We start from the raw sequence: 21,877 nt of genomic DNA, 5'->3' as shown, positions 1-21,877 counted from the left end.
TTTCGGCGAAGGGCGAACCCTGCCGGAACCTGCGATGGAGAAACCTGCATGGATGAACACGCGCAGTCACCGGGCCACACGGCGCCCACGGCCACTCCGGGGCCCCGCCCATCCGCATTGGCCGCGAGCGGCAAGCACGAGCGCAACGAGACGCGCCGGCGCAACCTCGTCATGCTGACCGCCGCGCGCGGCGCGAAGATCGCGCTGACGCATGCGGCGAACCTGACCAGCAGCCGCGTGAGCCTGATGACCTCCGGCCGCAAACCCGTGTCCGACCCGTTCGCGCAGGCGATCGAGCGGGCCCTCGGCCTGCCCGGCGGCTGGCTCGATGTGCCGCAGGCGTACGACACCGTGCCGCAGTCCGCCTGGGACGTGCTCGGCCCTCCCGCCGGCCCGGAGGGCGCCGCACCTTCCCCCGCCGCACCGCGCACGCCGGTCGACGCCGTCCTTTCCGGCGGAGCCGGTGCCGCCGTCGCCGCGCTGCTCGCGCAGGCCACCGCACCGACGGCGCTGTTCGACAAACCGCGCGCAACTGTCGGCCCGATCGCCGAAGCGCTCGCCAAGACCATCCTCAACCTGTCGCGCACGGACAAGTTGTCCGAACGCAAGGCTTTCCAGTTACTGGGGGCCCTGCTCAACGACGACGACGCCTGAACGCCCCCGCGAACGAGCTCCCGATGTCGCTCAAGCCCCTGCACGCCCTGTTCGGCGCGCTCGCCCTCGCCGTGAGCCTGTCGTCCGCGGCCGCCGAGCAGCCGCCCATCCTGGTCGGCCTCGATGCCGAATTCGGACACAAGACCAGCACCTCCGCCCAGGCCATCCAGCAGGGCATCGAGCTCGCGATCGACGAGATCAATGCCGCCGGCGGGCTGCTCGGCGGGCGCAAGCTCGCCCTCGTCACGCGCGACAACCGCTCGATCCCCGCCATCGGCGTCGACAACCTGCGCGAACTGGCGGCGATGCCCAACCTCGTCGGCGTGTTCGGCGGCAAGTTCAGCCCGGTGATCCTGGAATGGCTGCCGGTGGCGCAGGAGCAGGGCGTGCTGATCCTCGACCCGTGGGGCTCCGCGGACCCGATCACCGAGCACAAGTACCGCCCGAGCTACACCTTCCGGCTGTCGCTGAAGGACTCCTGGGCTGCGCCGGTGATGCTGAACTTCGCGCGCCACCAGCGTGGCGCCAGCCGCGTCGGCATCCTGCTGCCCAACACCGGCTGGGGCCGCAGCAACCGCGCCGCCCTCACCGCCGCCTCGGGCGCAGCCGGCGTGGGCATCGTCGGCGAGCGCTGGTACAACTGGGGCGACCAGTCCCTGCTCGAGCAATACCGCGACCTGCGCGCCGCCGGCGCCCAGGCGATCATCCTCGTCGCGAACGAGACCGAAGGCTCGCTGCTGGTGCGCGAGCTCGCGGCCCTGCCGGCGGGTGAGCGCATGCCGATCATCAGCCACTGGGGGGTGACCGGCGGCGCCTTCGCGGAACTGGCCGGCCCGGCGCTCGACCAGGTCGACTTCGCCGTCGTCCAGACCTTCAGCTTCATCGGGCGCGACACCCCTGCCGCGAAGCGCGTGCTCGCGGCGCTGAAGGCACGCTACGGCATCGCCGGCGCCGAGCGGGTGCGTGCGCCGGTGGGCGTCGCCCACGCCTACGACCTGACCCATCTCCTCGCGCGGGCGATCGCGCGGGCCGGTTCGGCCGACCGCGCCAAGGTGCGCGACGCGCTCGAACATCTGCCCGCCTACAAGGGCCTGGTGCGCAACTACGAACGGCCGTTCACGCCCGATCGCCACGACGCGCTGTCGCCCGAGCAGGTGTTCATGGCGCGCTACACCGCGCAGGACGTGCTCGTGCCGCTGGCGGCTTCGTCCGCGCGCACGGAAAGGCGCTGACGCGCTCGTGGCCCAGCACGCGACCGGCCTCGCCGCCCGCATCCGGCAGAGCGCCTTCCTGCTGACCATGTCGGTGCTGGTGCTGACCGGCGTCGGCGTGCTGTCGCTGCAGGCCTACAACATCGGCCGTTCGATCCGGCAAGCGCAGACGACCACGCTGCAGGTCCTGGCCGGCAACTTCAACGCCCGCCTCGCCAACCTCACCGAGGCCGCCGAAGACCTCAGCCGCAGCCCCCTGATCTGGACCGCGCTGACCGACACGACGGGGCGCGAAGCCTACCTGCGGCCTTTCCTGCGCCAGTACAACAGCGGCAAGATCTCCCGGCTCGCCCTGCTCGACTACCGCGGACGCTTCATCGCCGGGTCGGCAAACCTCGTCGACGAAGCGAAGACCGTCGCCGACGAACTCGCGTCGCGGGTGCTCGCGGCGACCGGCGCGGATCGTCACCCGATCGCCGTCGACCAGGGCAATGCGATGCTGGTCGCCTACCCGGTCGTCTTCCCCTACACCGACGACGTGATCGGCGTGCTGTTGAGCCGCGTCGACCTGTCGGTGCTGCTCACCGAGGCCAGCGGCACGCTCGGCGAGCACTTCAACGTCCTGCTCGAACGCGGGGACGCGCCGGTGATCGCGATACGCGATGGCAGCGCGCGCGGCCCGCACGCCCCGTCGGTGACGCAGGTCGTGCAGCCCCCGCGCCATCCCGACCTCTATCACATCACGTTCGAGCTCTCCCGCAGCGACAACCCGTGGTTCAGCCCCCTGCGCGACACCCTGCTGCTGCTGATCGCGCTGGCACTGCCCGCGATGTGGCTGGTGTGGCGCTTCTCGAACCGGCTCGCGAACCGGCTCACGGTGCGCCTCGACCGGCTCGCGAACCGGCTCACGGTGCGCCTCGACCGGCTCGCCGGCGCCGTCGAGGCGCCGCTCGCCCAGGGCGTCCACGCCATCCCGGCCGACGACAGCCCGGACGAGATCGGCATCCTGTCGCGCGCATTGCGCGAGGCGCTCGACGCCCACCGCCAGTTCCACGACAAGCTCGAACGCGAAGTCGCGCTGCGCACGCAGGAACTGCAGGCGAGCCGCGACGCGCTCGAACACGCCAACGCGCGCCTCGAGCAGGCGCTGCATGCGGCCGAAGCCGCGAACCGTGCGAAGAGCCGCTTCCTCGCGACGATGAGCCACGAGATCCGCACGCCGATGAACGCCATCATCGGCATGTCCCGGCTCGCGCTCGATACCCCGCTCGACGCGCAACAGCAGGACTACCTCGACAAGATCGGCGGCGCCGCCGACGGCCTGCTGCACGTCATCAACGACGTGCTCGACTTCTCCAAGATCGAGGCCGGCAGCATGGAGATCGGCGCCGCGCCGTTCAACCTGCGCGAACTCGTCGCGAAAGTGGTCGGCCAGCTCGATTTCGGCGCGCGCGAAAAGGGGCTGGCGCTGCGCGTCAGCCTCGACGAGCAGGGCGCGATGGATTACGTCGGCGACGCGCTGCGCATCGGCCAGATCCTCCTGAACCTCGCGAACAACGCGATCAAGTTCACCCACCACGGCGAAGTGAGCCTGGAGCTGCAGCGCCTGGGCAGCGATGCCGACGGCGACCTGCTGCAGTTCGTCGTGCGCGACACCGGCATCGGCATGACCGCCGCCCAGGTCGCGCGCCTGTTCCAGCCCTTCTCGCAAGCCGACGATGCGATCACGCGCCAGTTCGGCGGCACCGGCCTGGGGCTGGCGATCTCGAAGCAGCTGGCCGAACTGATGCACGGCGCGATCGCGGTCGACAGCGAGCCCGGCGTCGGCAGCCGCTTCCGCTTCGCGCTGCGCCTGCGCCCGGCCGCCGCGGCGCAGGGGTCGGCGGCACCCGCCCGACAGGCCGGCGCCGCTTCGTTCAGCCTGGCCGGCCACCACGTCCTGCTCGCCGAGGACAATCCGCTCAACCAGCAGGTCGCCGGCGAGTTCCTGCGCCGCCTGGGCCTGACGGTCGACATCGCCAACAATGGCGAGGAAGCCGTCGCGCGCGCCCGCGACGGCGCCTACGACCTCGTGCTGATGGACCTGCACATGCCGGTGATGGACGGCCTCGAAGCGACCCGGCAGATCCGCCGCCACTTCGACCACGACGCGCTGCCGATCCTGGCGATCACCGCCGACGCCTTCAGCGAGGCCCGCGAACGCTGCCTGGCGGCGGGCATGAACGACCACGTCATCAAGCCGATCGACTTCCGCACCCTGCCGGACGTGCTGGCGCGCTGGCTCGCCGTGGCCGATGCCGCCGCAGGGCACGCGCAGCCGCGAGCGGGCGCGGACACGCCGGCCCCGGACCAGCCCCCTGCCCCCGCTGCGCCGGGCCACACCTCCGCGATGCCGCCGGAACCCGGACTCGACGAGGCCCTGGCGCGCATCGGCGGCGACGCCGGGCTGTACCGCCAGCTGGCTGCGATGTTCCTCGATCATCACCGCGACAGCGGGGCGCGCCTCCACCGGCTCCTGGCCGAAGGCGACCTCGACCCGTTGCGCCTCGAGGCGCATACGCTGAAAGGGGTGGCGGGAAATCTCGGGCTGAATGCCCTGCAGGCCCAGGCGCTGCAGACGGAAGCGGCGATCCGCGCCGGCGATTCGGGCCAGGTGCCCGACCAGGTGCGCGCGCTCGCCGACACCCTTGATGCGACGCAGCGGCAGATGGCCGAGCGCCTCGCCGCCGACGAACGCTGGCCCGCTCAGGCCTGATTCGGCGCCCGACCGGTCATCTGGCCGGCCGCTCTCGCTCCGGAGAGCGCCGCCTGCGGCGCCGGGGCAGACGGCGTGACATCGCGGAAGGCCGTCACGACACGGGCGATGCGACCGTCCCACGCCGGCACGGGCAGCGCATCCATGCGCAACAGGCGCAGTTCGCCGCCGAGGATGCAGCCGACGACGGTCCCGGCGACCGCCCGGCCCAGGCACAAGGCCTTGACCGCCGGCAGTTCCGACAACGCGAGATGGCCGCCATCCGCGTCCAGCAAGTCCCACGTGCTGTCGAGTCCGAGGCCCGCAAGGCCGCGAAAACCGAGGTGGCTGCGCGCCGTTTCATTCGCGTACTCGATCAAGCCGTCGGGCGCATGGGCGAGGATCCCGATCTCGAGCTCGGAGAGAAAATCGCCGTAACGCATCAGGGTGTCGATGCCCGGTGGAAGGCCGCTCAGGAGCATGGTGCAGATTCCTCGACGTCGCCGAAAGGGAGATGCCCTGCCGCGAAGCCAGGTTCACCGCCACGCGACTGCCAGCGTCAATTTAACCTCAAATTACCATACCTGCAACGCAAATCATTACCCTTCGACGGGCGTCGCCCGTCTGCGCCTCGACGCTCATTCCGGCTGCATTTACATTGAAACGAAAGAGCAATTCCGGAATCTGCGATGAATTTTCCCGCGGCCGCCCTGACTGGCGCATCGCGCGTAACATTTACACTATGGTATTCTTACGCTTATTGTGGAAGATGCGATGTTCTCGCGAGCCCAACAGATCTTCAACAGCCTGAGCGACGGCCTGATCGTGTTCGAGCGCGGCGGCCACGTGCGCTTCGCCAACCGTGCGGCAGCCGAGACGACCGGCGTCCGCGCGGGCAAGGATTCGCTGCCGGCGCGGATCCGTGCGGAAGTCGAGCGTGCGGTGGATGGTCCGCTGCCAGCCGAGCTCGACGTCGACGCGCTGCAGGCCGCCTCCGGCACGGCTCCCGCCGCGCCGCAGCTGCTGCGCGCGATGCTGCTGCCGAGCACGGGCACCGGCGAATATGTGATCGTCCTGCGCCGCCGCGACGACCAGACGGTGCTCGACCGCGCCCTCGCGACCCTGCAGGTGCTGCTGCAGGGCGAACCCTCGTCGGCGCTGGGCGAGCTCGGCGTCGCGCTCGACCGCGTCATCGCCGGGCTCGCATCCACCGAACCGGACGCCGCGCGGCTCGAGCGCGACCGCCGGCAGGCGCTCGCGCGCGCCAGCGAACTGCGCGAGCGCATCGAGCGGATCGGCACGGTCCTCGAACTGAGCCTCGCCGGACCGCTGGCGGCGGCACAGGACCGGGTCGACCTCGCGCGCGTCGCGCAGCGGGCAATGCAGCACATCGCCCGGCGCACCGCCGACGCGCGCTGCCGCATCGCGCTGAGCGAGGCGCCGGGCGAACTCACCCCGGTGTATGGCAGCGAAAAATGGCTCGAACGCGGGCTCGTCGAGCTCTTCGCCCATGCGATCGAAGCCTGCCCCCACGCGACCGACATCGCGGTGAGCCTGCGCCAGCGCGGCGGCGTGGCCGTGCTCGCGCTGCGCCCCACGCAGGCGGGCGGCCCGTTCTCGCGCCCGCGCGCACGCCGCCCGGCGGCGCTCGGCGCCTCGACGCTGCTCGACCCCGCCGAGGACCGGGAACTGGGCCTCGAGATCGTGCGGCGCGTCATCGAGGCGCACGGCGGGACGATCGCGATGAAGCAGGATCTCGCCGGCCTGATCGGCATCACGCTCGAGATCCCCACCGGCGCCCCGCACGCGCAGGACGACGCCGTGATGAAGGCCCAGCTCGAACGCTACGCGCGGGATCTCGTGCAGCTCGTCCGCGCGGGCGCGACGGCCAAACGCGATGAACAAGAACAAGATCATCCTCGTCGTTGAGGACCAGCCGGACCTGCGCAAGCTGGTCAGCCTGACGCTCGACTACGGCGGGCACGAGGTGCACGAGGCCGACAGCGGCGCCCAGGGCTTGCGCATGATCGAGGCGCTGCGCCCCGATCTCGTGCTGCTCGACGTGATGATGCCGGGCGAACTCGACGGCATCCAGGTGTGCGAACGCGTGCGCGCCCACCCGGCGATCGCGGCCACGCCCATCGTTTTCCTCACCTCGCGCAGCCAGCTGCAGGACCTCGAACTCGGCCAGCTCGCCGGCGCCAACGCCTACCTGACCAAGCCTTTCAGCCCGCTGCAACTGATCGAGACGGTCGAATCCCTCCTCGCCGCGGGGAGCTGACCGCGCAGCCTCAGTCACGCGGCAGCAGGCGCGCGATCAGCGCCCGCATCTTCACCCAGTGCGACCCTTCCCAGAACACCCGCCGGCACACGTCGCAGGTGCTGAAACGCTGGTGGCGCTCGCGCACGCTCTGCGGCAGCAGGTGCTCGACGCTCGCCTTGTCGATCGCGTGGAGCGGCGCGTTGCACGCGAGGCACAGCGTGAACGGCCGCGCGCTGCGGGCGAGATCCAGGCGCGCGAGGATCTCGGCGAACTGGTGCTCGGGCTTCAACGCATGCACGTAGCAGCCGTGCGTGATCGTGCGGCGCTTGAGCAGTTCGCGGTCGCGCGTGAGCACGATGCGCCCGTCGTGCGCGGCGATGGCCTCGATGTCGGGGTCGGCGAAGTTGTTGTCGTAGAGCGTGTCGAAGCCCGTCATGCGCAGCAGGCGCGCGAGCCCGCCGAGGTGGGCGTCGGCGACGAAGCGGGTGCGGCGCAGCGGACGCTCGCGCACGCGCAGCAAGGGCGTGATGTCGAAAGTCTCGAAGCGCGGATACACCGACACGCGGTCGCCGTCGCGCAGCGGGTGGTCGAAGGCCACCGACTCGCCGTTGACCAGCACCAGCTCGACCTCGGTGTGCGGCACGCCGAGCGCCTCGACCATGTGCTTGACCGTCGCCGCACGCGCGCACGGCACCGTGAATTCGCGATAGCGGCGCGGCGGGGCGAGGAAATCGTTGAGTTCCTCGTAGAAGCGGAAGCTCGCCGACACCATCGCCGCGCTCCGCTCAGGGCGCCGGCCACCGCCGGAAGCCGAAGCGCGCCGGCACCGCGTCGCGGGCGATCGCCTGCAGCGGCAGGCCGCGCCACGCCACCCCCGATCCGCCCGCCATCACCGCGAGCAGCGCCTCGTCGTCCGCCACGCCGCCGTCGCTGCGGCGGCACTGCGCGACGAAGGCGGCGAGGTCGCGGTCGTCGAGCAGCCCCGGCCCGCGCGGCGCGTCGAGCAGCACGTTGCCCTCCTCGTCGAGATACGCAGCGGCGATCGCGCCGGCGTCGGCCCCGGTATGCGTCGTCAGCCCGCCGTCCGGGTGCAGGCGCAGGACCCAGGGCGCGTAGTCGAGCGCGACGAACACGCGCTGCGGCCCGTTGTGCACCAGCCAGTTGCCGGCCGCGTCGCGGCCGTAGTTCGCGTTCAGGAAACCGGCCAGACCCGCATGCACGACCACTTCCCCCTGCAGCCGCCAGCTGCCGCGGCGGTCGAGCGACAGCCAGTCGTAGCAGGCGGGAACGTCGGGCCAGCGCGCGAGCGCGGCGGAATCGGGACTGGAGATCATCGCAATGCGGGCTCCCAGGCAAAGCCTCAGGATAACGCGCGCGGGCCGGCGACAGAACCCTGCGCCGGTCCGTGCGCATGCGCCGGGCCGCAGACTCTGGGACAATCGCGCGACTGCCATATGGAGGAACCCGCGATGACGGAAGCGCTCGTCGTGCTCACCAACTGCCCCGACGCCGCCTGCGCCGAGACGCTCGCCGCGCTGCTGGTCGAGCGCCGCCTGGCCGCCTGCGTGAATATCCTCGCCCCTTGCCGCTCGGCCTATCACTGGCAGGGCAGGACCGAAATCGCCACCGAAATCCCGCTGCTGATCAAGACCAGCCCGGTGCGCTACGCCGAACTCGAGGCGGCGATCCGCGCCAACCATCCCTACGAACTTCCGGAAATCGTCGCGGTCCCTGTCATGCGGGGCCTGCCCGCCTACCTCGACTGGATCGCCGCGGAAACCGCGCCGCTTCCCGGCGAAGAAGGTGCAGACGCGGCCGATTCGTGATCAGGCGCACGTCCGGCGTGCGCCTGTTGGCGTCCGGGTCAGCCCCGCAGAGGTATTGATCCATATCGAACGCCCGCTGCCGCATCCGTCCTACAATCGCGCCACCGCGCAATACCCATCGATTCCATGTCCCGCCTCCTGTCCCTGCTTGCCCTCCTCGCCAGCCTGCTCGCGCTGTCCGCGCCCGCCGGCGCCGCCCCCTCCGGTTCGCCGATGCGCCCGGAAGAGGCCTTCGTGCTCTCGGCCCAGGCGCTCGACCCGCAGACCGTCGAGGTCACCGTCAAGATCGCCAGCGACTACTATCTCTACGCCGACAAGTTCCGCTTCCGCGCCGATCCCGACACCGTCAGCTTCGGCACGCCGCAGCGCCCGCCCGGCCATGTGAAGAACGACGAGTTCTTCGGCAGGGTCGAGACCTACCGCAAGGAAGTGAAGCTCCTGCTGCCGGTGACCGCGCCCGACGGGGTCACGAAGTTCCGCCTGCTCGGCGCCGTGCAGGGCTGCTGGGACGGCGGCATCTGCTATCCGCCCAACGAGCAGACCGCCGACATCGACCTGATGGCGAAACCGGTCAAGACCGGCGGCAGCTTCCTCGACGGCCTGCTGTCACGCGACGACAGGTCCGCGCCGGGCGCGACCGGCATCGCCGGCGACGAGAGCGGGCGCATCGCCGGCCTGCTGCGCGACGCGAGCGGCCCGCTGGTGCTGCTGAGCTTCTTCGGCTTCGGCCTGCTGCTCGCCTTCACGCCCTGCATGTTCCCGATGATCCCCATCCTCTCGGGCATCATCGTCGGCCACGGCCACAACATCTCGCGCGGGCGCGCCTTCATGCTGTCGCTGGTGTACGTGCTCGGCATGGCCGTGACCTACGCCGCCGCCGGCGTCGCCGCGGGCCTCTCCGGCACGATGCTGTCGGCCGCGCTGCAGAACGCCTGGGTGCTCGGCAGCTTCGCGCTCGTCTTCGTGCTGCTGTCGCTGTCGATGTTCGGCTTCTATGAACTGCAGCTGCCGAGCGCGTTGCAGAGCCGCCTGTCCTCGACCGCCAGCCATCAGCAGGGCGGCCATCTCGGCGGCGTCGCCGTGATGGGCGTGCTGTCCGCGCTGATCGTCGGCCCCTGCGTCGCCGCGCCGCTCGCGGGTGCGCTGCTCTACATCGCGCAGACCGGCAACGCCGCGCTCGGCGGCGCCGCGCTCTTCGCGATGGCGCTCGGCATGGGCGCGCCGCTCCTTGCCGTGGGCGTCGCCGCGCGCTCGGTGCTGCCCAGGGCCGGCGCGTGGATGGAAGGGGTCAAGAAAGCCTTCGGCGTGATGCTGCTGGCCGTCGCGGTGTGGCTGCTGACGCCGGTCGTGCCGCCGCTGCTGCCGATGCTCGCATGGGCCGCGCTGCTGGTGTTCTCGGGCATTTTCCTGCACGCGATCGACCCGCTGCCGCCGCAGGCGAAGGGCTGGCAGCGCTTCTGGAAGGGTGTCGGCGTCGTGCTGCTGATCGGCGGCGCGGCGATGCTGGTCGGCGCGCTCGCCGGCTCTCGCGACCCGCTGCAGCCGCTCGCGGTGCTGCACACCGGCACCGCAGGCGCGAACGCGAACGCGGCCGAGGCGCCGCGCTTCGAGAAGGTGTCCTCGGTCGCCGAGCTCGACGCCCGCCTGACCTCGACCGACCGCCCGGTGATGCTCGACTTCTATGCCGACTGGTGCGTGTCGTGCAAGGAGATGGAACGCTTCACCTTCACCGACCCGAAGATCGCGGCGCGCATGGGTCGCATGCTGCTGCTCAAGGCCGACGTCACCGCCAACAACGACGACGACAAGGCGCTGCTCAAGCGTTTCAACCTCTTCGGGCCGCCGGGCACGATCTTCTTCGACCGCAACGGCAAGGAGCGCAACGACCTGCGCGTCGTCGGCTTCCTGGAAGCGGGCCCCTTCGGCGAAGTGCTCGACCGCGCGCTGCGCTGACGGCCGCTCCCGCAACAGTGGGCGAAGCGATCGCTTTTCGGCGCGTTTCGCCTACAATCACTGCTTCCTTATCCTCCCGCCCACCCAAATGTTCTCCGGAATCGTGGCCGCCTGCGGCCGAATCGAGCGCATTGATCCCCTGCAGGACGGCGTTCGCCTGACGGTCGACGTGGCCGACCTGGATCTCTCCGACGTGCAGCTCGGCGACAGCATCGCCAACAGCGGCGTGTGCCTCACCGTCATCGCGACGGACGGCCCGCGCGTGCAGTTCGACGTGTCGCGCGAGACGCTCAACTGCACCGCCGGCCTCGACGCCGTCGGCAACGAAGTGAACCTCGAGAAGGCGCTGCGTCTCGCCGACCGCCTCGGCGGCCACCTCGTCACCGGCCACGTTGACGGCGTCGGCGAAGTCGTGCGCTTCGCGCCGGTCGGCGAGAGCCACGACCTCGTGATCCGCGCCCCGGCGGCGCTCGCCGGCTACATCGCGCGCAAGGGCTCGGTCACGGTGAACGGCGTGAGCCTCACCGTGAACCGCGTCGAAGGCACGGAGTTCTCGATCAACCTGATCCCGCACACCGTCGCCGTCACCAACCTCAAACACCTCCAGGCGGGCAACCGCGTGAACCTGGAAATCGACCTGATCGCCCGCTACTGCGAACGCCTGCTCGCGTGGCGCGAGGAATCCGCACAATGACTGCACTGTCCCCCGTCACCGAAATCGTCGACGAAATCCGCGCCGGCCGCATGGTCGTCCTCGTCGACGAGGAAGACCGCGAAAACGAAGGCGACCTCGTGCTCGCCGCCGAGCACGTCACGCCCGAAGCGATCAACTTCATGGCGCGCTACGGTCGCGGCCTGATCTGCCTCACGCTCACCGAAGCGCGCTGCCGCCAGCTCGGCCTGCAGCTGATGGTGCGCGACAACCGCTCGCCGCACGGCACCGCCTTCACGACCTCGATCGAGGCCGCCGAAGGCGTCACCACCGGCATCTCGGCGCACGACCGCGCGCGCACCGTGGAGGCCGCCGTCGCGCGCAACGCCAAGCCCGCCGACATCGTCCAGCCCGGCCACATCTTCCCGCTGATGGCGCAGAACGGCGGCGTGCTGATCCGCGCCGGCCACACCGAAGCCGGCTGCGACCTCGCGTCGCTCGCCGGGCTCGAACCCGCGGCGGTGATCTGCGAGATCCTCAAGGACGACGGCACGATGGCGCGCCTGCCCGACCTCATCGAGTTCGCGAAGGAGCACGGCCTCAAGATCGGCGCCATCCGCGACCTGATCCAGTACCGCTCGGCGCACGAGCACCTGATCAGGCGCGTCACCGAGAAGGACGTCGACACCCCGCACGGCCGCTTCCGCCTGTTCGCGTTCGAGGACAAGACCACCGGCGAAGTGCATTTCGCGATGACCAAGGGCGACATCCGCCCCGAGCGCGAGACGCTGGTGCGCGTGCACGAGCCGATCTCGGTCGTGGATTTCCTCGACGCCGAAAGCAACCGCCACACCTTCCCGGTCAACCTCTCGCTCGCCCGCCTCGCCCAGGCCGAGCAGGGCGTGATCGTGCTGCTGTACCGGCCGCAGTCGGGCAGCGAACTGCTCGCAAGCCTGACCGGCGAGGGCTACCAGCCGCCGAAGTGGGACGCGCGCCTGTTCGGCGTCGGCGCCCAGATCCTGCGCGACCTCAAAGTCGGCAGGATGCGGCTCCTCTCCAGCCCGCGCAAGATCCCGAGCATGGCCGGCTTCGGGCTGGAGATCACGGGTTTCGTCGATCCGGCCTGAGGTGGTACTCTCAGCGTTTCACTGTGCCGGAAGTCCTGCGGATTTCCGGCTTTTCCGCTTTCAAAAGAATCGAACATGGCCCGTTACGACAACATCCCCGAATTCGAACCCGACCTGAACGGGCAAGGCCTGCGCATCGGCATCGTCATGAGCCGCTTCAACCAGGACGTGTGCGAAGGCCTGCTGTCGGCCTGCACCGCCGAGCTGCTGCGCCTGAACGTCGCACCCGACCTGATCCGTATCGCGACCGTCCCCGGCGCGCTGGAGATCCCGCTCACGCTGCAGGCGATGGCGCGCAGCGGCCGCTACGACGCGCTGATCGCGCTCGGCGCGGTGATCCGTGGTGAAACCTACCACTTCGAGCTGGTCTCGAACGAGATGGGCACGGGCATCAACCGCATCGGCCTCGACACCGGCCTGCCGATCGCCAACGGCGTGCTCACGACCGAGGACGACGACCAGGCGCTCGCGCGGATGCAGGAAAAAGGCAGCGACTGCGCGCGCACCGCGGTCGAGATGGCCCGCCTGCTGCGGATGCTGAAATGAGTGGCAAGGCGGCACGGCGCCGCGCGCGCGAATTCGCCCTGCAAGGCATCTACCAGTGGCTGCTGTCGGGCAACTCCGTCCCCGTGATCGAGGACCACGTCGCCCAGGTCACCGGCTTCGACAAGGCCGACCGCGAATTCTTCGTCAGCCTGTTGCGCGGCACGCTCGCCAACGTCGAGGCGCTGCAGGCGGAGTTCGTCCCCTTCATCCACCGCTCCGTCGACGAACTCTCCCCGGTCGAGCGCGCGATCCTGCTGCTCGCGACGCACGAACTGAAGAACGGCCTCGACACGCCCTACCGCGTGATCATCAACGAGGCGATCGAACTGGCGAAGAGCTATGGCGGCACCGAGGGCCACCGCTTCGTGAACGGCGTGCTCGACAAGCTCGCGACCAAGCTGCGCGCGGTCGAGGTGAGCGCGGCGAAGGACACCGGCAAGGCCTGACGCACCGCTCGCGCAAGCAGGAAGACGAGACGGGCCGCGAGGCCCGTTTTCATTTCCCGATCCGGGGCGCGCCGCCGCACGGTGCAAAACGGCAGGGCCCGGCAGTGCATCAGCGCACCGCCGGGCCCTGCCTTTCATCTACGCCCCCTGCGGGGGCGGGAACTCACTCAGTCAGGCGCACTCAACCGCGTGCCGCCGGACGCGGACGGCGGGCGCCCTCCGGACGATCGCTGCCGAAACGGGCGCCGTCGCGCGAACCTTCGCGGCGCGGACCGCGGTCGTCACGGTTCCAGCCGCCGCGCTGTTCGTCGCGCGGATAGGTGCTGCGCTCGGCGCGCTCGCCGAAACTGCGGGGCTCGCTGCGACCGAAGCCGGGACGCTCCTCGCGCGGGGCACCGCTGCGCTCGTCACGGCCGTAACCGCCGCGATTGCCGTCACGCCCTTCCGACGACCAGCCCTTGCCGGCGCCCGGACGCGAGTCGCGCGCATCGCGGCTCCAGCCCGAACCGCCGGACGGACGGCCGCCGCCATAGCCCGGCTTGCCGCCGCCCGGACGGCGCGGCGAGGTCGGGCGCGCGGTCGGCTCCAGGCCTTCGATCACGTGCACGTCCATGCGCTTGCCGGTGAAGCGCTCGATCGCGCGGATGATGCCCATCTCGCGCGGGCCGGACATCGTGATCGCGATGCCGTCGCGGCCGGCGCGGCCCGTGCGGCCGATGCGGTGCACGTAGTCCTCGACCTGGCGCGGCGGGTCGAAGTTGATGACGTGGCTGATGCCCGCGACGTCGATGCCGCGCGCGGCGACGTCGGTTGCGACGAGCACGTCGATACGGCCCTGGCGCAGCTTGTCCAGCGTGCGGTTACGCGCGGTCTGGTGCATGTCGCCATGCAACGCCGCCGCCGAGAAACCCTTTTCCTGCAGCGACAGGGACACTTCCTCGGCGCTGCGCTTGGTGGCCGTGAACACCACGGCCTGCTGCCGCCCGTCACCGCCGAGCAGCGACTCCAGCAGACGCGTCTTGTGCACGAGGTTGTCGGCCATCATCAGGCGCTGTTCGATGTTGCCGCGGTTCTCGACCGTCGGTGCGATCTCGATGCGCTGCGGGTTGCGCTGCAGCTTGCTCGCGAGGTTGCCGACGACGCCGTCCAGCGTCGCCGAGAACAGCAGGGTCTGGCGCGAAGCCGGGGTCGCGGCGACGATGGTCTCGATGTCCTCGACGAAGCCCATGTCGAGCATGCGGTCGGCTTCGTCGAGCACCAGGGTCTCGATGTCGGAGAGCTTGATCTTGCGGCGAGTGAGGTGGTCGATGAGGCGGCCCGGGGTCGCGACGACAACGTCGACGGGGCGCTGCAGCTGCTTCACCTGGGCGAAGAAGGGCGCGCCGCCGACGAGGCAGGCGGTGTTGAGCCAGCGCAGGTGGCGGCCGTAGGTCTTCACGGCCTTCTCGACCTGCTGCGCGAGCTCGCGCGTCGGGGTCAACACGAGGACGCGCGGACCGGCACCGGGCGCAGGCTTGCGCTCGACGAGGCGCGAGAGGCTGGGCAGCGTGAAGGCGGCGGTCTTGCCGCTGCCGGTGTGCGACGACACCATCAGGTCGGCGCCCGCCAGCGCGGCGGGGATCGCCTGCGCCTGCACTTCGGTGGGAACGGTGTAGCCGGTGGATTCGACGGCCTTCAGCAGCAGTTCGTTGAGGCCGAGTTCGTTGAACGTCATGGGTTCTTCCTGTGTTCGCCGCGGCGGCGGGTGGCCGCAACGGCATACGGTCCGCTTTGGCGGACCAATGAAAAGGCATCGCACCGTCCACGGGGGACGCGGTGGCGGCAAGCGCGCGATGGGCTTGGGCCGGTCGGATACCGTCGAACCAGAAACAACTATAGGCGACGGATGCGACCGCGCATCGGCACCAACCGGCATTCGCGATGCCTTTCGATCAGGGAGAACGAGAGGAGTTCGACGGGAGGGTCGGGGGCGATGGGGCTGTGGATACAGTCCCTCGGCTGGGTCCGCGGAATCCTGTTCCGCGAGTCAAGACCTGAAATAAAACCGACTGCTGCATTGCACAACGGGCGTAATGGTAGCCGATTTTGCGCCTGCAGGAAAGCAGAAAAAAAACGAGGCCCGGCGCCATCCGGCACCGGGCCTCCGCATCACTTCCTTGCGAGACGGCGGGATCAGCCGTTGACGGCACCCTTCAGCGTCGCGCCGGCCGAGAACTTCGGCACGCGCGACGCGGCGATCTTGATCGAGGCGCCGGTCTGCGGGTTGCGGCCGGTACGCTCGGCACGCTCGGACACCTCGAAGGAGCCGAAGCCCGTGAACGACACTTTCTCGCCGGCGGCCATGCGCTCGGCGATGATGTCCAGCACGGCGGACAGGGCGCGGTCGGCCTGGGCGCGCGAGACGTCCAGACGGTCAGCCAGGGCTTCGACGAATTCACCTTTGTTCATGCTTTACCTCGATTGGTGTGTGAGTTGTTCGGTGCTGCACATCTAACGGCCGGATTCTAGCATTGTCGCGGTTTGCGGGGCATTCATCCGCATCAAAGATACGAATTCCTGAGCATGTTTCGATGCCATGGACACATTTTCGGGTGTCGTACGGCAAATCGGAATAAGGGCAAATACGCAGCCGCCGAAACTCGTCTGCCCACCGTCGCCGCGCAATCGGCGCTTTCGCGGTGAAAACGGGCCGGAATCCGCTCCGGAGCAGCCATTTCAGGCCCCGGACGGCGCTGCGGGAGCATGCAGGGCGACGAGAATCTCCACGAAACGCCGCGCCACGCGTCCCGGAGGGGGCGTGCGCGCCGTCGACGCCTGCCATTCGCACGCATAACGCAGGGTTTCGGACGGGATGCGCACGATCTCGCCGCGCGCCTCGAAGGCCTGCGCGTAGTGGTCCGGCAGGAAGCCGACGTAGCGCCCCGAGCGGATCAGCAGCACGCTCGCCTCCTGCTCGAAGGCACGCGCGGCCGGCTGCAGGCCCAGGCGCCAGAAGTGCTCCATGTTGGGCGAGTGGTAGCCGAGCCCGACGAAGGCCGCGCGGCGCAGTTCGTCGTCGGACGGCAGGCGCCCGCCGGCGAGCAGCGGGTGGCACGGCGCAGCGTAGAGCGGCAGGAACTCGTCGAACAGCGGCACCGAGGTGAAGCTGTCGCTGGCGCGGTGGAAGGGATGGACGGCGACGTGGAAGCGCCCTTCGAGAAGGCCCTTCTCGATCTCGCTGCTGCCGGCGACGAAGACGTTGAGCGTCACCGCAGGCGCCTCGGCGCCGAAGGCGGCAATCGCGTCGGCGAGGCGGCAGCCGGGGTTGGACACGATCTTGTCGAACATCACGAGGTTGAGCTCGCCGCGCATCCCGGCGTGCAACTCGGCGACTTCGCCGCGGAAAGCCTCGATCTGCGCGAGGAGCCGCCGTGCCGCACCGAGCACCACCTGCCCTTCCTCGGTGAGCGCGAAACCGGCGCGGCCGCGCTCGCACAGGCGCACGCCGAGGCGCAGCTCGAGGTCCTTGAGGTGGCGGCTGATCACCGAACGGCTGATGTTGAGGCGCAGCTCGGCCGCGGCGAGGCCGCCGGACTCGGCGATCGCGATGAACACGCGCAGCAGGCGCAGGTCGGCTTCGGCGAGGCTGGCGAGGAGGGCACGCGGTTTCATGCGGGCATTGTTTCATCAACTCGAAACCTTGCGTACGCAAGTTGTGATTTTCTGCACTCATCGCCCGCCGTAGGATGGCCGCAACCCCCACAAGGAGTTCCGCATGTCCCACGACCAGGCTTTCTGGCTGCCCTTCACCGCCAACCGCGCGTTCTGGAAATCGCCCCGCGTCATCACCGGCGCGCGCGGCCACTACTACACGACCGAGGACGGCCGGCAGCTCCTCGACGGTTTCTCGGGCCTGTGGACCTCGGGCCTCGGACACTGCCATCCGAAGATCGTCGCGGCGGTGCAGGAGCAGGTCGCCACCCTCGACTATGCGATGAGCTTCCAGGTGGCGAACGACAAGGCGATCGCGCTGGCGCGCGACGTCGCGGCGCTGGCGCCGGCGGGCATGGGCAAGGTGTTCTTCACGAACTCGGGCTCGGAGTCGGCCGACACCGCGCTGAAGATCGCGCTCGCCTACCACCGCGCGCGCGGCGAAGGCCAGCGCACGCGGCTGATCGGGCGCGAGCGCGGCTACCACGGCGTGAATTTCGGCGGCCTGTCGGTGGGCGGCATCCCGGGCAACCGCAAGGTGTTCAGTGCGGCGCTGCTGCCCGGCGTCGACCATATCCGTCATACATACAGCGCCGCGGACATGGCGTTCTCGAAAGGCCAGCCGGCGTGGGGCGCGCAGCTCGCGGACGACCTCGAACACCTGTGCGCGCTGCACGACGCATCGAACATCGCCGCGGTGATCGTCGAGCCGGTCGCGGGCTCGACCGGCATCCTCGTGCCGCCGATCGGCTACCTGCAGCGCCTGCGCGAACTCTGCGACCGGTACGGCATCCTGCTGATCTTCGACGAGGTGATCACCGCCTTCGGCCGCGTCGGCGCGCCTTTCGCCTCGACGCGTTTCGGCGTGATGCCGGACCTCATCACGACCGCGAAGGGGCTCACCAACGGCGTCGTGCCGATGGGCGCAGTGATCGTGCGCGACACGATCTACAACGCGCTGATGCAGGGGCCGGAGCACGTGGTCGAGCTCTTCCACGGCTACACCTATTCCGGCCACCCGCTCGCCGCCGCCGCGGGCCTCGCCACGCTCGCCGCCTACCGCGAGGAGGACAGCTTCGCGCGCGCCCGCGGCGTGGAACCTGTGTTCGAGGAAATGATCCATTCCTTGCGCGGGGAGCCGAACGTCGTCGATATCCGCAATTTCGGCCTGATGGGCGGCATCGAGCTCGCGCCGCGCGACGGTGCGCCGGGGGCGCGCGGCTTCGACGTGTTCCTGAAATGCTTCGAGGCGGGGGTCGTGATCCGCAATGGCGGCGACATCCTGCAGTGCTCCCCCTTCCTCGATTCGACGCCCGACGAGCTTGGACGCATCTTCGACACCGTGCGCCAGGCGATCCGCAGCGTCACCTGACCCCCCACCCTTTACGAGAGACAAGCATGGAAACCTTGGGACACTACATCGCCGGCGCCCGTGTCGCCGACGAAACCCGCGCGCAACCCGTTCATAACCCCGCCCTCGGCGAGCCCGTGCGCCGGGTGGCGATGGCCTCGCAGGCGACCGTCGAACAGGCGATCACCGCCGCCGCGGACGCTTTCCCGGCGTGGCGCAAGACGCCGCCGCTGAAGCGCGCGCGGATCCTGTTCAAGTTCAAGGAGCTCCTCGAGCGCAACGCCGACCGCATCGTCGCGGCGATCGTCGAGGAGCACGGCAAGGTGTGGGAGGACGCACACGGGGAGCTCGCGCGCGGCATCGAGGTCGTCGAGTACGCCTGCGGCGCGCCCGAATTCCTGAAGGGCGAGCACAGCCGCGACGTCGGGCCTGACATCGACTCGTGGTCCGAATTCCCGCCGCTGGGGGTGGTCGCCGGCATCACGCCGTTCAACTTCCCGGCGATGGTGCCGATGTGGATGTTCCCGATGGCGATCGCCTGCGGCAACACCTTCGTGCTGAAGCCCTCGGAGAAGGATCCGTCGACGTCGATGCTGCTGGCCGAACTGCTGACCGAAGCGGGCCTGCCGGCGGGCGTGTTCAACGTCGTCAATGGCGACAAGGAGGCGGTCGATACGCTGCTCACCGATCCGCGCGTGCAGGCGGTGAGCTTCGTCGGCTCGACGCCGATCGCCGAATACATCTACCGGACCGGCACCGCGCACGGCAAGCGCGTGCAGGCACTGGGCGGCGCGAAGAACCACGCCGTCGTGATGCCCGACGCCGACCTCGACAGCGCGGTCAACGCGATCATGGGCGCGGCGTACGGCTCCTGCGGCGAGCGCTGCATGGCGATCTCGGTGGTCGTCGCGGTCGGCGACGAGGTCGGCGACGAGCTGGTCGCGAGGCTCAAGCCCCGCGTGCAGGAATTGCGCATCGGCAACGGCAGGGAGCGCGGCCTCGACATGGGGCCGCTGGTGACCGGGCCGCAGCGTGACAAGGTGAAGAGCTACATCGACCTCGGCGCCGAGGAAGGGGCGCAGTTGGTCGTCGACGGGCGCGCGCTGACAGTGCCCGGGCACGAGCAGGGCTTCTTCCTCGGCGGCACGCTCTTCGACCACGTCCAGCCGTCGATGCGCATCTATCGCGAGGAGATCTTCGGGCCGGTGCTCGCGGTGCTGCGGGTGCGGAGCCTCGAAGAGGCGATCCGCCTGATCGACGCGCACGAGTTCGGCAACGGCACCTGCGTGTTCACGCGCGACGGCGCGGTCGCGCGGCACTTCACCGACACCGTGCAGGTCGGCATGGTCGGCGTGAACGTGCCACTGCCGGTGCCGGTCGCGTGCCAGAGCTTCGGCGGCTGGAAGCGCTCACTGTTCGGCGATCTGTACGCCTACGGCCCGGACGCGGTGCGCTTCTACACGCGGCGCAAGACGATGACGCAGCGCTGGGCGGTGGCGGGCATCGAGAAGGCGCAGTTCGCGTTCCCGAGCCACGGCTGAGCGCGACTGCACCGGCGGGCTGCTAAGCTCCGGGAACAGGGCGTGCCCCCGGCGCGCCCCTTCCCCATTTCCCGGAGGCATCCGCCATGACCGCGAGGCTCCGCGCCCTTCAGGCCGACATCACGACGCTGCCCGTCGATGCGATCGTCAATGCCGCGAATTCCTCGCTGCTGGGCGGGGGCGGCGTGGATGGCGCGATCCACCGCGCGGCCGGCCCCGAGCTGCTGCAGGAATGCCGCGGCCTGGGCGGCTGCCCGACGGGCGAGGCGAAGCTGACCCGGGGCTACCGCCTGCCGGCGCGCTTCGTGATCCACACCGTGGGCCCGGTGTGGCACGGCGGCACGCGCGGCGAGCCAGCGCTGCTGGCGTCGTGCTACCGGCGTTCGCTCGAAGTGGCGGCGGCGAACGGCGCGGCGACGGTGGCGTTTCCGGGCATCAGCACCGGTGTATACGGCTACCCCAAGGACGAGGCCGCGCGCATCGCGGTGGCGACCGTGCGCGAATGCGTCGCGGCCCTGCCGGCGATCGCGGAAGTCATCTTCTGCTGCTTTTCGGCGGGCGATCTCGCGCTGTACGAGGCGCTGCTCGGCGCAGCGCCCGCCTGAGGCGCAGCCCGCCTACAGCAGCTGGAAGGCGATGATCGCGACCAGGGTCGACGGCAGCGCGGCGAGCAGCAGGCCGAGCGGGTGGATGGCCTCGTCGGGAAAGTTTCCGCGCAGGATCGCGAAACCGGCCGGATTGGGCGCGTTGGCGATGACCGTGAGGCCGCCGCCGGTGACCGCGCCGGCGACCAGCGCGTACTTGAATTCCGGCGACAGGCCCTGCACCAGCGAGCCGAGGTAGGTCAGCGCGGCGTTGTCGGTGACGGCCGTGAGCGCGGTCGCGCCGAAGTACACGGTGGTCGCGTCCATGCCGGTGAGCAGCGGCTGCAACCACCACGACTGCTGCCCGCCGAGCACGACGAGCCCGGCGAGGAAGAACGCGACCAGCAGGCCTTCGCGCAGGATCAGGCGATCCTGGTAGCGCTCGTAAGCGGTCGCGAAGCCGAGGAAGAACAGCAGCAGGCCCATGAACACGGCCGGGTGGTGCGCGAACGCGACGACGCCGGCGAGGAACAGCAGGTGCACGACGACGATGGGCACCGGCATGCGCGCCTCGCCCCGCTGCGCGCCGCCCGTGTCGAGCGCGGCGAGTTCGCGGCGGAACGCCATCGTCACGACCAGGCCGTTGACCGCGACCGCGAGCAGCGCCTTCCAGCCGAAGTTCGCGACCATGAACGCGGTATCCCAGCTCCAGGCGCCGGCCACCATCAGCACCGGCGGCGCCGCGAAGGGGGTGAGCGTGCCGCCGATCGAGACGTTCACGAACAGCGTGCCGATCGTCGCGTACTTGAGGCGGGTGGAGATGCGGTCGGCGAAGTACCGGTCGCGCAGGATCAGCGCCGCGAGCGTCATCGCTGCCGGCTCGGTGATGAAGGAGCCGAGCAGCGGCACCAGCGCCAGCGTGATGAAGTAGAACGCGACGTTGGCGGGCAGCGGCAACAGCGTCGCCGCCATGCGCACGAGCGCCAGTGCGAAACGCAGGATGGGCCGGCTGCCGGCGATCACCATGATCGCGAACACGAACATCGGCTCGGTGAAGTTGCGGCTGTCGAGGTAGGCGATCGCCTCGCCGCGGCCGGCGAGCACGCCCATCGCGACGATCAGCACCATCGCCCAGAAGCCGAACACGACCTCGACCTCGCCGAGCAGGTGGAACACGCCGGCGTGCGCCGGATGGCGATGCGCGAGCTGCTCGAAGAACCTGGTCGAGAAGGTGTGGAGGATGGCCAGTGCAAACAGGCCGGCCGCGAGCATCTGTACGGTCGTCGCCTCAGTCATTGT

At 69.9% G+C, this 21,877-nt stretch carries 21 protein-coding genes; 14 read left to right on the top strand and 7 right to left on the bottom strand.

Annotated features, from left to right (window positions below; all coding sequences use genetic code 11):
- Positions 1–48 precede the first annotated feature (48 nt).
- Genes CDA09_RS01860 through CDA09_RS01850 form a run of 3 tightly spaced genes read left to right on the top strand, consistent with a single transcriptional unit; the run spans position 49 to position 4,620 of the window.
- Entirely contained in the window at positions 49–654 is a 606-nt protein-coding gene (locus CDA09_RS01860; protein ID WP_128106524.1) for a hypothetical protein, read from the top strand.
- A gap of 23 nt (positions 655–677) precedes the next feature.
- Positions 678–1,886 (top strand): ABC transporter substrate-binding protein, encoded by a 1,209-nt coding sequence (locus CDA09_RS01855; RefSeq protein ID WP_217351276.1) that lies wholly within the window; start codon positions 678–680, stop codon positions 1,884–1,886.
- A gap of 7 nt (positions 1,887–1,893) precedes the next feature.
- Positions 1,894–4,620, top strand: a complete 2,727-nt coding sequence (locus CDA09_RS01850) for an ATP-binding protein (RefSeq protein ID WP_121427063.1) — start codon at positions 1,894–1,896, stop codon at positions 4,618–4,620.
- Here CDA09_RS01850 and CDA09_RS01845 read toward each other — a convergent pair.
- Complete coding sequence (locus CDA09_RS01845; RefSeq protein WP_121427062.1) at positions 4,611–5,081, bottom strand: PAS domain-containing protein; 471 nt, start codon at positions 5,079–5,081, stop codon at positions 4,611–4,613. The genes CDA09_RS01850 and CDA09_RS01845 overlap by 10 nt on opposite strands.
- 292 nt (positions 5,082–5,373) lie before the next feature.
- Here CDA09_RS01845 and CDA09_RS01840 point away from each other — a divergent pair, with 292 nt between their 5' ends.
- The gene (locus CDA09_RS01840) at positions 5,374–6,528 is read left to right on the top strand and encodes a sensor histidine kinase (protein ID WP_121427061.1); all 1,155 of its coding nucleotides are present in this window, start codon (positions 5,374–5,376) and stop codon (positions 6,526–6,528) included.
- Positions 6,497–6,880, top strand: coding sequence for a response regulator transcription factor (locus CDA09_RS01835; RefSeq protein ID WP_121427060.1), 384 nt, complete (start codon positions 6,497–6,499; stop codon positions 6,878–6,880). The genes CDA09_RS01840 and CDA09_RS01835 overlap by 32 nt, the downstream gene beginning before the upstream one ends.
- Positions 6,881–6,890: 10 nt before the next feature.
- Here CDA09_RS01835 and CDA09_RS01830 read toward each other — a convergent pair whose 3' ends face one another.
- The gene (locus CDA09_RS01830; protein ID WP_121427059.1) at positions 6,891–7,634 is read right to left on the bottom strand and encodes a Mut7-C RNAse domain-containing protein; all 744 of its coding nucleotides are present in this window, start codon (positions 7,632–7,634) and stop codon (positions 6,891–6,893) included.
- Positions 7,635–7,647: 13 nt separating this feature from the next.
- Entirely contained in the window at positions 7,648–8,196 is a 549-nt protein-coding gene (locus tag CDA09_RS01825; protein WP_121427058.1) for a DUF2946 family protein, read from the bottom strand.
- Positions 8,197–8,331: 135 nt separating this feature from the next.
- Between CDA09_RS01825 and cutA the strand changes: the two genes are divergently transcribed.
- From cutA to nusB, 6 genes are all read left to right on the top strand, one after another.
- On the top strand, positions 8,332–8,688 hold the full coding sequence (gene cutA, locus CDA09_RS01820; protein WP_121427057.1) for a divalent-cation tolerance protein CutA: 357 nt from the start codon (positions 8,332–8,334) through the stop codon (positions 8,686–8,688).
- 126 nt (positions 8,689–8,814) lie between these two features.
- Positions 8,815–10,641 carry a protein-disulfide reductase DsbD gene (gene dsbD, locus CDA09_RS01815; protein ID WP_121427056.1) on the top strand — a complete coding sequence of 609 codons (1,827 nt, stop codon included), beginning with the start codon at positions 8,815–8,817 and terminating at the stop codon, positions 10,639–10,641.
- A gap of 88 nt (positions 10,642–10,729) precedes the next feature.
- Complete coding sequence (locus CDA09_RS01810; protein WP_121427055.1) at positions 10,730–11,335, top strand: riboflavin synthase; 606 nt, start codon at positions 10,730–10,732, stop codon at positions 11,333–11,335.
- On the top strand, positions 11,332–12,420 hold the full coding sequence (ribBA, locus tag CDA09_RS01805) for a bifunctional 3,4-dihydroxy-2-butanone-4-phosphate synthase/GTP cyclohydrolase II (RefSeq protein WP_121427054.1): 1,089 nt from the start codon (positions 11,332–11,334) through the stop codon (positions 12,418–12,420). Before CDA09_RS01810 ends, ribBA begins: the two co-directional genes overlap by 4 nt.
- Positions 12,421–12,495: 75 nt before the next feature.
- Positions 12,496–12,966 carry a 6,7-dimethyl-8-ribityllumazine synthase gene (gene ribH / locus CDA09_RS01800; RefSeq protein ID WP_121427053.1) on the top strand — a complete coding sequence of 157 codons (471 nt, stop codon included), beginning with the start codon at positions 12,496–12,498 and terminating at the stop codon, positions 12,964–12,966.
- Positions 12,963–13,412: a transcription antitermination factor NusB gene (gene nusB / locus CDA09_RS01795; RefSeq protein WP_121427052.1), complete on the top strand. Its 450-nt coding sequence runs from the start codon at positions 12,963–12,965 to the stop codon at positions 13,410–13,412. The genes ribH and nusB overlap by 4 nt, the downstream gene beginning before the upstream one ends.
- A 181-nt stretch (positions 13,413–13,593) precedes the next feature.
- Here the strand turns inward: nusB and CDA09_RS01790 are convergent, their stop codons facing one another.
- From CDA09_RS01790 to CDA09_RS01780, 3 genes are all read right to left on the bottom strand, one after another.
- Entirely contained in the window at positions 13,594–15,126 is a 1,533-nt protein-coding gene (locus CDA09_RS01790; RefSeq protein WP_121427051.1) for a DEAD/DEAH box helicase, read from the bottom strand.
- Between the two features lie 458 nt (positions 15,127–15,584).
- Complete coding sequence (locus CDA09_RS01785; protein WP_050414315.1) at positions 15,585–15,860, bottom strand: HU family DNA-binding protein; 276 nt, start codon at positions 15,858–15,860, stop codon at positions 15,585–15,587.
- A gap of 267 nt (positions 15,861–16,127) precedes the next feature.
- On the bottom strand, positions 16,128–17,063 hold the full coding sequence (locus CDA09_RS01780) for a LysR family transcriptional regulator (RefSeq protein WP_121427050.1): 936 nt from the start codon (positions 17,061–17,063) through the stop codon (positions 16,128–16,130).
- Between the two features lie 103 nt (positions 17,064–17,166).
- On the opposite strand from CDA09_RS01780, the gene aptA reads away from it, so the two are divergent.
- The 3 genes from aptA to CDA09_RS01765 all read left to right on the top strand — a co-directional run bounded on the left by aptA (position 17,167) and on the right by CDA09_RS01765 (position 20,599).
- Entirely contained in the window at positions 17,167–18,474 is a 1,308-nt protein-coding gene (gene aptA / locus CDA09_RS01775) for an omega-aminotransferase AptA (RefSeq protein WP_121427049.1), read from the top strand.
- Between the two features lie 26 nt (positions 18,475–18,500).
- Entirely contained in the window at positions 18,501–19,994 is a 1,494-nt protein-coding gene (locus tag CDA09_RS01770; protein WP_121427048.1) for a CoA-acylating methylmalonate-semialdehyde dehydrogenase, read from the top strand.
- An 86-nt stretch (positions 19,995–20,080) separates the two neighbouring features.
- A complete protein-coding gene (locus CDA09_RS01765) occupies positions 20,081–20,599 on the top strand; it encodes an O-acetyl-ADP-ribose deacetylase (protein WP_121427047.1) in 519 nt (172 codons plus the stop codon).
- Between the two features lie 12 nt (positions 20,600–20,611).
- Here CDA09_RS01765 and CDA09_RS01760 read toward each other — a convergent pair whose 3' ends face one another.
- On the bottom strand, positions 20,612–21,874 hold the full coding sequence (locus CDA09_RS01760; protein ID WP_121427046.1) for a putative Na+/H+ antiporter: 1,263 nt from the start codon (positions 21,872–21,874) through the stop codon (positions 20,612–20,614).
- Positions 21,875–21,877 lie beyond the last annotated feature (3 nt).

Source organism: Azoarcus sp. DN11 (assembly GCF_003628555.1).
GTDB lineage: Bacteria > Pseudomonadota > Gammaproteobacteria > Burkholderiales > Rhodocyclaceae > Aromatoleum.
Note: the sequence above shows the minus strand (reverse complement) of the source record. Positions and strands in the feature narration are given on the sequence as shown.